This window comes from bacterium (genome assembly GCA_021372535.1).
Taxonomy (GTDB): domain Bacteria; phylum Latescibacterota; class Latescibacteria; order Latescibacterales; family Latescibacteraceae; genus JAFGMP01.
This window is the reverse complement of sequence record JAJFUH010000076.1, coordinates 1-11,656: the sequence shown is the minus strand read 5'-3', so window position 1 is coordinate 11,656 and position 11,656 is coordinate 1. Positions and strand designations below refer to the sequence as shown.

The 11,656-nt window shown below is 47.7% G+C and carries 11 protein-coding genes; 6 read left to right on the top strand and 5 right to left on the bottom strand.

Annotated elements, in window-relative coordinates; all coding sequences use genetic code 11:
• The 5 genes from LLG96_07750 to LLG96_07730 form a co-directional block, all read right to left on the bottom strand.
• A partial coding sequence (locus LLG96_07750) for a hypothetical protein (GenBank protein ID MCE5250100.1) occupies window positions 1–540 on the bottom strand: 540 nt, incomplete at its 3' end.
• 271 nt (window positions 541–811) lie between these two features.
• On the bottom strand, window positions 812–1,045 hold the full coding sequence (locus tag LLG96_07745) for a CopG family transcriptional regulator (GenBank protein ID MCE5250099.1): 234 nt from the start codon (window positions 1,043–1,045) through the stop codon (window positions 812–814).
• Between the two features lie 118 nt (window positions 1,046–1,163).
• The gene (locus LLG96_07740) at window positions 1,164–1,430 is read right to left on the bottom strand and encodes a type II toxin-antitoxin system RelE/ParE family toxin (GenBank protein ID MCE5250098.1); all 267 of its coding nucleotides are present in this window, start codon (window positions 1,428–1,430) and stop codon (window positions 1,164–1,166) included.
• Complete coding sequence (locus LLG96_07735) at window positions 1,427–1,639, bottom strand: hypothetical protein (GenBank protein MCE5250097.1); 213 nt, start codon at window positions 1,637–1,639, stop codon at window positions 1,427–1,429. Before LLG96_07735 ends, LLG96_07740 begins: the two co-directional genes overlap by 4 nt.
• 96 nt (window positions 1,640–1,735) lie before the next feature.
• The gene (locus tag LLG96_07730) at window positions 1,736–2,347 is read right to left on the bottom strand and encodes a hypothetical protein (GenBank protein MCE5250096.1); all 612 of its coding nucleotides are present in this window, start codon (window positions 2,345–2,347) and stop codon (window positions 1,736–1,738) included.
• A 217-nt stretch (window positions 2,348–2,564) separates the two neighbouring features.
• Between LLG96_07730 and bshB1 the strand changes: the two genes are divergently transcribed.
• The 6 genes from bshB1 to LLG96_07700 all read left to right on the top strand — a co-directional run.
• Window positions 2,565–3,302 (top strand): bacillithiol biosynthesis deacetylase BshB1, encoded by a 738-nt coding sequence (gene bshB1 / locus LLG96_07725; GenBank protein ID MCE5250095.1) that lies wholly within the window; start codon window positions 2,565–2,567, stop codon window positions 3,300–3,302.
• A 73-nt stretch (window positions 3,303–3,375) separates the two neighbouring features.
• Complete coding sequence (bshA, locus tag LLG96_07720) at window positions 3,376–4,506, top strand: N-acetyl-alpha-D-glucosaminyl L-malate synthase BshA (protein ID MCE5250094.1); 1,131 nt, start codon at window positions 3,376–3,378, stop codon at window positions 4,504–4,506.
• A 604-nt stretch (window positions 4,507–5,110) separates the two neighbouring features.
• A complete protein-coding gene (locus LLG96_07715; protein MCE5250093.1) occupies window positions 5,111–6,361 on the top strand; it encodes a DUF4159 domain-containing protein in 1,251 nt (416 codons plus the stop codon).
• A gap of 438 nt (window positions 6,362–6,799) precedes the next feature.
• The gene (locus tag LLG96_07710) at window positions 6,800–8,050 is read left to right on the top strand and encodes a DUF4159 domain-containing protein (protein MCE5250092.1); all 1,251 of its coding nucleotides are present in this window, start codon (window positions 6,800–6,802) and stop codon (window positions 8,048–8,050) included.
• A 728-nt stretch (window positions 8,051–8,778) separates the two neighbouring features.
• Entirely contained in the window at window positions 8,779–10,026 is a 1,248-nt protein-coding gene (locus LLG96_07705) for a DUF4159 domain-containing protein (protein ID MCE5250091.1), read from the top strand.
• A 584-nt stretch (window positions 10,027–10,610) separates the two neighbouring features.
• Window positions 10,611–11,656 (top strand): DUF4159 domain-containing protein (locus LLG96_07700; protein MCE5250090.1); only part of this gene is annotated, 1,046 nt, incomplete at its 3' end.

Below are 11,656 nucleotides of genomic sequence, written 5' to 3'. Positions count from 1 at the left end.
CACAACGTTCCGCCATGTTTCGAGAGCCTTTTGCTGCTCACCCTTTTTATCGTAACCGTCGCCCAAAGCCACGAGCGCTGAGAAACGGATAATATCGGGAGCGCTGCCCGGATTCTTCACGATCATGTCCCGGAGGGTTTCCAGATCGGTGATGCTCTGGTCGAGCCTGCCGAAGAATTCCGGAACATTCACTCCCATGATTCCCCGGTAGAACAGCGCGATGGTGTTTTCCTTATCGAGGGCAAGCGCCTTGTCCAGATATTCGAACGACGTTGTTACAAGCCGCCCGGCGTCGTTCATGTTTCCCGCCGAGGAAGCATGACCGGACTGTATGCCGATGTACCCGCCGAGATACGCCATGGCTGTCGGATTACCGGGATATTCTTCAAGCGCTTTCTGCATGATCTCCACCGCCTGGTCGATCTCTTCCGGGCTTTGTTTCGACTGCGCTTCGGAGATATATGCTTCGAGGGGTTTGCCCATCACAGCTCCGGCGCCGGATACCGTGAGCAGAACGAGAAGCACTGCCGCATACCTCATGACCGTTTCCTTTTCAGAAGTTGGGATATGACCCGATTATAGAGAGAACGCGGATTTACGCGGATCGGGCGGATTTACGCGGATTTTGTTATTTTATATCTTTTTAGATATCAACGATTAATTGCCGCTGAAGATAGTATTGATAATCTATTATGCCGCTTTGCGCCTGTGTGCCTTTGTGGTGAACTGTTTTCTGATATATACCGGATACAAATGTTTTTTATCGGTTCTGACACCGGAATCGATCGGCTGTAAAAGGCTTTATGGGAGATTATATCTTCCCACCGTGCCTGAGCTCCTTCAGGATATCCTCAAAAGAAAGACCGGGCTCATCGGCGCGCTCTTTAAAGACCCCGATATGCTCCATATCTTCCGCCAGACTCAGACGAATGGCATCATTCACCAGTTCGGAAATGCTGCGATCGGTATTGGCCGCCTTGATACGGAGTGCGTGGTGAAGCTGAGAATCGAAATAAACCGCTGCTCTTTTCACTCGATTGCTCATGATATAATTATAACGTCATAACGCTGCAATATCAAGAACGGAAACAATGGTCATGAGAAGGATACTAAAAATCATTTCAGGGGAACATAACGGATGGAGTTTATCGTGTGTGTTCACATCATGGAAAGTATTTGTATATGTCTTTACGGTTCAGAAACCTTATAAAGATAACCGTGTCATTCATAAACGAGATGCCTACGCGGAAATCGCCTGTTCTTATACGATAGAAACTGCCTCCGCTTTCAAGTTTCTTCAGATTCTGAATCGCCGATAAAGAAGGTGCCTTTTCGACAGATTCAATAACATCTTTGACAGACTTCAACATCCCTTTATCTTTAACGCTTCTGAGGTCTTTGGCAAAGCTCGCCCTGAACTCGACCTTCACTCTCCGGCCTCCTCCAATATCGCGAATACTTCCTCACGAGAGACAGATTCGCTTCCAAGCCCATGCCCGATGGCATGTGCAAGACCAATATCTTCCATGGCTTCTTCCACAATGTTCTGCACGAGCTCACGGTGTTCTTCGAGGGCCTCGACGAGAGCTGATTTCAGCAAATCCTTCAGTCTCTCTTCGTCAATCGTTACCGTTGCCATAGCACTCTCCCGGTCAATCGTTTACAGCCAATAAAATAACACTTTTTTACCCGAGAAAAGGAAAAAATCCAACAAATATTTCGATTTCCTGGTTTTTTATGATGAAGTTCCTTTAAGTAGCCGCAATACTTCATCGTTTATACTTCTCAGCGAAGAAAGTGTAAGAACAAATGATCTAAGAACATCAGTAAAGTGAGCCTGAAATAGAGAAAACCATTCGCCATTATGCAGAGATTTAAAAATGTCACGTTTTTGGGGAGTGTTTGTATGTGCCAGCGATCCATAGATAAAAAACTCGAAAATATCCCGGTAGGTCAGTTGTCTATCATCATCAATTGCGAGATGTGTCTCGCTATCAAGAAAGGTGTTCAGCTCAGTGCACACATCATCAAACTGATCCGCCAACACCGGTTCAATTGGGGCTTTCCGATAAAGATCTCTCATTCGTCGAAGTGAGATCGGTTCGTTATCCTGAATAAAAAGTCTAAGTGTTAGAATAAAAGCGTCAACAGACTCACCATTTGGTCCAGCGAACTTGCTGGTCCAGCCCTGTTCTCGATTCCATCGCACTGACGCGTTGTAACTCTTAGATATTTCTTGCGAAAGTGAGAGTTCGAGTAGATGACCAGACTTTTCGTCGAAAAGTTCAAGAGTCTCTATTATATCTGTCATATCTGTCATTTCACTACTAGTAATGATGTAATCCAAAATATTTATATCATTTATGCTAATCCATAATGTTTAGAATAGCCTATTTATTGAATAAAAACAAGATTTTTATTGTTTGTATACAGGAGAGATTCTACTTTCGTCAACACATTCTCAATACAGTGAATCCTCCATCCGTTCGGCGCTTGCTTTTATTTGACGTTTATCCTATTTTTCATGCATTGTGCGACAGTGATGATATACGGAAAGGAATGATATGGAGCTGGATGTACTCTGTATGATGGCGCACCCGGACGATGCCGAGATACTCTGCGGCGGAACGCTCATCAGGCTTAAAGATCAGGGGTACCATGCCGGCATCGTGGACTTTACCCGCGGGGAGATGAGCACGAGGGGCGATGTGGATCAGCGCTCACGTGAGGCGGCGTGCGCGGCGGAGATACTGGGCGTCGATGTGCGGGCGAATCTCGGATTTCCCGATGCCGCTGTCGAAAACACGGCTGCAAACCGGAAACGGGTTGTCGAGGCGCTCAGGGAGTATCGTCCCTATATCGTCATAACCCATGGTTCCAACAACCGTAACCCCGACCATACCCATACCTCAATGCTGGTCAGGGAATCGTGTTTCACCTCGGGCCTTGCTCGGTACGATACGGGACAGCCGCCACACAGGCCGAACAAGATTCTCTATGTGATGGAATATTATGAGGTCATTCCGACCATCATTGTCGATATAACCGACCAGTTCGACCGTAAGATGAAAGCGGTATCCTGCTACCGGAGCCAGGTTCACAATCCCGATCAGGAAGGGCTGCCCACCTATATCTCGTCGGAGCGGTTCTCGCGTGAGATCGAAGCCCGGATGCGGTATCACGGCTCCAGGATTCACACCGATTACGCCGAGGGTTTCCGCATGGATTCGCCGGTCGAGATTCAGGACCTTGTCAGCGAAATCGGTCTGCGCGCCCTGATTCCCGGACAGGGACGGCGGTGAAGAGTCACAGTGTACAGGAAGATCGCGTCTTCGCGGAACGGGAGTCAACACAGCGCAGGGGGAATGAATCGTTATGAACATCGGCATTACCTGTTATCCAACGTACGGCGGCAGCGGAACGGTCGCCACCGAGCTCGGCAGGCGGCTTGCGGGACGGGGACATAAAATCCATTTTATCACCACGGCGCTTCCCTACCGTCTTACCGAGTTTGTCGAGAATGTCTACTTCCATGAAGTTCAGGTGTTCAATTATCCCCTGTTCGATTATGTCCCCTACAGTCTCTCGCTTGCCTCGAAAATGGCTCAGATTGCGCTCCGTGAGGAACTCGACCTCCTCCATGTCCACTATGCCATTCCTCATGCCACAAGCGCATATCTGGCAAAAAAAGTGATCGAGCGTAAAAAAATACTGCCCGTCATCACCACCCTGCACGGCACCGATATAACTCTCGTCGGCATGGACCCTTCCTACTATGATATCACACGGTTTTCCATCGAGGAATCGGACGCGGTTACCGCTGTTTCGCAGTATCTGAGAAACCAGACGCTGTACCGGTTTACCGTGGATAAAAAGATCGAGGTGATACCCAACTTCGTCGATCCCGACCGTTTTAAACCCCAGCCATCCATGTGCCGGGCATGTTTCGCTCAACCGGACGAAAAAATTCTCATGCATATTTCAAACTTCAGGCCGGTCAAACGGGTACAGGATATCATCGAGGTTTTCGATGGCGTCGTGAAGCATATGAAGGCCCATCTCATTCTTGTCGGCAGCGGCCCGGAAAAAGAAAACGCCCGTATACTCGCTGAGCAGAAGGGGATTGTCGACCGTGTGCATTTCCTCGGAAGGCAGGAAGATGTCAGCAGCATCATTCCCCTCGCCGATCTCTATCTGCTCCTCTCGGAGCACGAAAGCTTCGGGCTGACCGCGCTCGAGGCCATGAGCTGCGAGGTTCCCGTCGCCGGCACATCGGGAAGCGGAATGGATGGATTTCTCGGGGATGGCGCTGCCGGACTGTTGTTCCCCGTGGGCGATATTTCCGCAATGGTCGATGGCTGTCTCAGAATTCTCAGTAGCCCTGAGCTGGCAAAAAATATGGGACAGCAGGGAAGAGAGCGCGTCATCGAAGAGTACCATGTGGATAAAATCGTCGACCGGTACGAAGCGCTCTACCGGAAGGTTCTCAGGGAGGGGATCGCCTGAGAAAACGATCACCGGCTGCGGGCCGGCATTCCCCGGCGATAGTGTATTAGTGCTGCATCTTTATAAGATTAACGATGCCGGGCCACGTCCGGCATGACCATTATCCCGAAACCGTTTCAGTATAATCTTCTTCATAAGCCTTAATAAGGCCTGTGGAAATTACCTGCGTGTCATAACGGGGAAAAACGGGATACATAATCGTATTGCTTCGGCGAATGAACTACCCCGCAGTAAACTGCGAGGTGTCGGATCGGGCTCCCTAACCCTTAATCCCTTTCCACCTAAAAAAAGGGGTAAGGGAAATCGATACGACTTCGGTATTTGCCTGCCCCCGATACGGGGGAAGGTGTCACGAAGTGACGGAAGGGGGCTTTTTACCCCGAAGTAAACTCTGAGGAATTCTTTGATTAAACAGTGACATCGGATGACGTCATGCCGAACTTGTTTCGGCATCTGTTCCTGCTATTGGTATCATTATTTATCCGCCGAGCAATACTACAGAACCTCTTGAAATGAAAATTATCTGACATACAGCTTCTCTTACATTGTTTTCACCCTCTCCAGGCGAAATAGTGATCATAGCACCGAAATGAAGGTGATCGTTTTGGCAGAGCAGCACACGTCTTCACGGTTCAGCGGCCCGTCCGATGCCATCGACATGGGGCGGCTGGAAAAAGAAACCCAGAAGATATTTTTCCTGGGTCTTCTCGTGGCTGTTTCACTCCATGCGGCGGTCGGTTCATACTTCATGTTCAAAAAAACCGTGGTCAAAGTTGTGAAGCCGGCGACCATGGAGCTCGTGATCAGACGGCCGCGGATGACAAAAGCTTTTGAATTCAAGAAAAAGAGGCTGAAAACCCGAACCCTTGAGCGCAAGAAAGTCATCGAGCGTAAACCGACAGCGGATATTCAGACCAAATCCGTTTCGACCATCGAACTCATGGGAAATGTTGCCTCGTTTGATTATTCGAACGAGATGAATACCGATATGGAGCAGGAAGTGGTGATTCCCATCGGCATCGAAATTCAGATGCAGGCTTCCCGTGAGCCGGAAAAGCAGATTTCGATGAAGGAAGAGATGATTTCCCTCGATGACCTCGATACCGGCCAGTACAAGGCCATGGTCATTCAGGACCCGAACAACAAGCAGAGCATCAAGGGATTTGTCTATATCTCGACAGCATGGGGAGCACAGCTCAAGCCGCCGGATGATTTGAAACGGGCGGTCATCAACCTTGTGGAGGCTGTGAACAGATACACGAAAATAAATGCGAAATCGGAAGCGCACCTGTATCTTGACTCGCGCAAGATAATGGAAACGCCCTTTGTATATGTGACAGCCGACAGGGCGTTCGAGCTGACCGATATCGAGCGGAAGAACTTCGGAGATTATTTACGTCAGGGAGGATTTGCGGTAATCGACAACGGCACCCCCGAATATGAGTATGGCCAGGCCGAGGCATCGCTCAGGCAGATGCTGAGGGATTCGCTCGGAGCCGATGCTCAGTTTCTGCCGATACCCAGGGAACATCCGCTGTACCACTGTTTTTTTGATTTCGATGACGGTCCTCCGCAGGGAGCTGAAATTCAGATATCGCAGACGACGACTACCGGGATGCCGAGCGAGAGAATCCGGGATGCATCCATAGCCAAAGCGGTGATTTATCTCGAGGGCATCTGGCTCGATGAACGTCTGGTGGCGATTTACTCGGATAAAGGGTATGCGCGGAAGTGGACATTAATGGTAAACAATGAACCCCAGCTTAAAATGGGGGTTAATTTTGTCGTATTTGCGCTGACACAGAATGGCGGTATCGCCCGGCAGAAAATCGAGCTGTTCTCCGCGGTACAATGATACCGGATTCCCCGCGAATGTATAATGATGCTTCAGATGCGGAGTACATGCGGAACATGGCCGGCATTTGAACGGTATTCACATGAAAAAAGACCGGTCACAATTGATGAAACAGGGAAGCGCACGAAAGATATCCTGACATGAAAAAAATGGTGCTCATGCAGCCGGAACAGTATTACTTAAAAGGTAAATATTAAAAAAGTGTATAAATTATATTAATTTATTGGCCAAAAGAAAGATTTTAAATATATGAATTACCCGCTTGACATGAATCTGATATTAACTATATTTTATGATGGGGTAATTTCAAGAAACGGAAAAGCCCCTGTCTTATAAGAAAAAAATGCCAGGAGGATATGTACAGTAAACCCCATGATTAACCATCATCACCCATTGCGGAAAAGATGATGGACAGCACCGAAAGGAAGGTGGTCGTTCATGGCAGAGCAGTACACGTCATCACGTTTCAGCGGTCCATCCGATGCCATCGACATGGAAAGACTGGAGAAAGAAACTCAGAAGATATTCTTTCTGGGTCTTCTTGTGGCTATTTCGCTCCATGCGGCGGTCGGTTCGTACTTCATGTTTAAAAAGACCGAGGTCAAGGTCGTTAAACCGGCGACCATGGAGCTGGTAATCCGGCGCCCGAGAATGACCAAGGCTTTCGAGTTCAAGAAAAAGAGGGTGAAAACCAGGACTCTTGAACGCAAGAAAGTCGTCGAGCGGAAACCGACAGCGGAAATTCAGACCAAGTCCGTTTCGTCCGTCGATCTCATGGGCAGTGTAGCCTCGTTTGATTATTCGAACGAGATGAAAACCGATCTGGATCAGGAAGTCGTTATTCCGATCGGTATCGAAATTCAGATGCAGGCAGCCCGTGAGCCTGAAAAACAGATTTCGATGAAAGAAGAGATGATTTCTCTCGATGACCTCGATACCGGCCAGTACAAGGCCATGGTTATTCAGGACCCGAATAACAAACAGAGTATCAAGGGATTCGTCTATATCTCGACAGCGTGGGGCGCCCAGCTCAAACCGCCCGACAAGCTGAAACGAGCGGTTATCAATCTTGTCGAAGCGGTCAACCGTTACACCAACATCAACGCAAAGGTCGACAGTCATCTGTACCTCGATTCACGGAAGATTTACGAGACGCCGTTTGTGTATGTTGTTTCTGACAAGGCATTCGAATTGACCGATATCGAGCGCAGAAACTTCGGGGAATACCTGAGAAAAGGCGGCTTTGTTGTCGTTGACAACGGGACCCCCGAATATGAATTCGGGCAGGCGGAGGCATCGCTCAGACAGATGCTGAAAGATTCGCTCGGCGCAGATGCGCAGTTCCTCCCGATACCGAACGAGCATCCGCTGTACCACTGCTTCTTCGATTTCAACGATGGTCCTCCGCAGGGCTCCGAGATACAGATGGTGCAGACTACAACTACAGGCGCTCAGGGCGAAACCGCCCGTAACTCGTCGATGGCGAAAGCCGTTATTTATCTTGAGGGTATCTGGCTTGATCAACGTCTTGTCGCAATCTATTCCGACAAGGGATATGCAATCAAGTGGAAAGACCTTTCGAATAACGAGCCTCAGCTCAAGATGGGTGTGAATTTCGTAGTGTTCGCTCTGACCCAGGCCGGCGGTATTGCACAGCAGAAGATGGATTTCTTCTCCGCCGTTCAGTGATACACGCTTTTTATATGTCACACACAGATTTTTTTAACCGGTATGGAATCCGTTCCATACCGGTTTTTTTCTCCTGAACATGATTATTTCACCACGGTTGATGAAATATCGAGACACCGGAGCATGTCCTCTTTCCGGGCCATAAACTTACTTCCGTATTCACGGCGGCGGAGAAATCCCGGAATGTCCGTATTTGAACAATCGTTGTATCGTTTACGGACATTTTTACTCTATTCTGTTCACACGATTCATGGAACACGGATGTCGCGGATCGGGCGGACTTGACTGTTTATCTATACTACGAATTTGATCGAATGCAAACTATTGAATATTGCTAATTACATTATAATTAATACCTTATAACTCGTTATCGATTCGGGGGATTTTAAAATTATCCGGTAAAATGCGATGCAAGACGTATTAATTATCGACCTGTATCGTAAATTTTAAAGATTTAACGCCGGTGGCATAAATATTGCATACTTAGCATTATGGGATATACTGTCCGAATTATGACTTTTATGGTTATTTTTCGTGTTACATGAATTTTAAAAGTAACAATTTTCTTCTTGACAAATTTCCAGATTTTTCCATATTAAATACAGCGGAGGAACAGGGCGACTCGACTGGGTATCACGGATTTCGTACCTGTTACCGTGATATTGATTCCGTTCGATGGTTAATAAAACCGGGATGGTATCAATTTCACAGAAAGACGCGAGATTCTTATGGCAGACCACACTGAGCTTCTGAAATCCCCAAGACCGTCTGATATCATTGATATTTCCAGACTCGAAAAAGAAAACCAGAGCCTCCTGTATGTGGGGCTTCTCCTGGCGTTTGTGATCCATCCGGTGATCGGTTCGTATTTCATGTTTAAAAAATCGGATGAAACGATCACACAGGCCTATCCGGTCAAATTTTCCGTAACAAGTACACGAAATACAAAACCCCTGGAACTGAAACCCAAGAAGGTCTCGCTTCGGATTATCCAAAGGGGTCAATTGTATATAAAACAACCTGTTGCCAGGCTCGAAACAAAAATGGATTATTCGCTCGAAATTCGTGAACCCGTGGATAAACTTGCTCTGGAAACTTCAGTAGAAAACAGCGCTGAAATTAATGAAAAAGAGCAGAAACAAGCTGAAACGGATGTGCCGATTTCCAGCGAATTAAACAACCGTATATCGATGAAGAACGAACTGATCTCGGTCGTCGATTTCGATACGGGACGGTATAAGGCGATGGTTGTCCATGACCCGTCAACCATGGACATCCGTGGATTTATTTACATGGCATCGACATGGGGCTCCCAGCTCAGGGTTCCCGATAATCTGAAACGTGCGGTGATTAACCTTGCGGAAGCCGTAACCCGCTATACCGGCATAGAAGCGAAGGTTGATTCTCATCTTCTTCTCAATTCACGGGATATATTTAACGTACCGTTCATCTACATTACTACTGAAAAGGTATTCGAAATCACACCGGACGAGCGTTTGAATCTGGAAGAATACCTGCATTCCGGCGGATTCGCGGTCTTTGACAACAACGAGCCGAGTTTTGATTGCAGTCAGGCCGAATCTTCCCTCCGTAAGATGATTCGTGACGTTCTTGGCTCAGGAATACGATTTGTACCGATTCCAAATGATCACCCCATTTATCACTGTTTCTTCCATTTTGACGATGGTCCGCCTCAGGGCTCCGAAATTAAAATGTTTATGACCACAACCTCCGGCAGATACGGTGAGGCTGCCCGTAACAGCGCTATTGGGAAACCCGTTCATTATCTCGAGGGTATCTGGATTGATGGCCGCCTTGTGGCAGTGTATTCGAACAAGGGGTACGGGGCGAAATGGAAAGACAACGACAATAACGACCCCCAGCTTAAAATGGGCGTCAACATGGTTGTTTATGCCCTTACTCAGGAGGGCGGCATAGCGCAGAAAACCATGAGTCATTATTTCAACGTTCAATAACGGATACCGCATAGTCTTCCCGCCGTACAATGCTCCGATTCCCGATGAAAATTCTGTTATCCGGTTAAATCAGCTGACATGATTGATCCCCATCGGCTTCGCCGTGTCCTCCTTAGGGAAATGAAAGTGCCCTTAAAGCCGCTCCCCCCTTAAAAAGGGGGGATGCCGCAGGCAGGGGGGATCACATACTATCGGAAGAAATTATCAATTCTGATTATATAGTTTTCTATGCTTATCGAACTGAATAACCGGATAATGAAAATATTGTCATTCTTTGTATATCATAACTCCTTGAAAAACTACCCCGGAACAAGACGCGTTTTTTTCACGAGCTGTCCGTATTCGGACATTACCTGTCTCATGTACGGACAATATGTGACGATATGTTTTTAACCGGAATGCATCTTATTTTAATAATAACAACATATTAGTCTTTATGGCATATTTATAGCTCTTATAGTGAACAGAAAGCATGCGTAACAACCCGGGGTCAAACGCTGTATGGAACACGTTCCGAGGCCTTCTCGGCGAACGTGATGAACTATTACAATGAAGATTCCCAGCGTAAAGGCGGGTGATTCGGTATGACACAGGAATTCAAATCATCACGGTTTCACGGGCCCTCCGATGCAATCGACATGAAGCATCTGGAACAGGAGACGCAGAAGTTGTTCTTTCTGGGTCTGCTCGTCGCGGTATCGCTTCATGCAATGGCGGGGTCCTATTTCATGTTCAGGAAAACCGAGGTGAAAGTGGTAAAACCTGCGACCATGGAGCTCGTTATCAGGCGGCCGAGGATGACAAGGGCATTCGAGTTCAAGAAAAAACGCATACAGGTCCGTTATCTCGAGCGTAAAAAAGTGGCTGAGCGCCAGCCGGTCAAGGATATTCAGATGAAACCTCCTTCGTCCATGGACCTCATGGGTAAAATCGTGTCGTTTGAATACGATACCGATATGAAGACAAACATCGAGAGTGAAACGATCATTCCTCTCGGTGTCGAGATTGAAATGGCCTCGACCCGTGAACCGGAAAAGCAGATTTCCATGAAACAGGAGATGATCTCGCTCGATGACCTCGACACCGGGCAGTACAAGGCCATGGTCATCCAGGACCCGAAAAACAAGCAGAGCATCAAGGGATTCGTTTACATTTCCACAGCGTGGGGCGCCCAGTTAAAACCGCCCGACAAGCTGAAACGGTCTGTAATCAATCTCGTGGAAGCATTGAACCGTTACACGAATATCAATGCGAAAGTCGACAGCCACCTCTACCTGGATTCACGGAAAATATTCGAAACGCCCTTCGTGTATATAACTGCCGACAAGGCATTTGAATTGACCGAGATCGAACGGAAAAATTTTGGGGAATACCTCAGAAAGGGCGGTTTTGCGGTCATAGACAACGGAACGCCCGAGTATGAATTCGGCCAGGCGGAAGCATCCCTGCGGCAGATGATAAAAGATTCGCTGGGAGCCGATGCACGGTTTCTTCTCATATCGAATTATCATCCTCTTTATCATTGTTTCTTCGATTTCGATGACGGTCCTCCGCAGGGCGCCGAAATACAGATGGTCCAGACGACAACGACCGGTGCTCAGGGTGAGGGCGCTCGAAATTCGTCTATGGC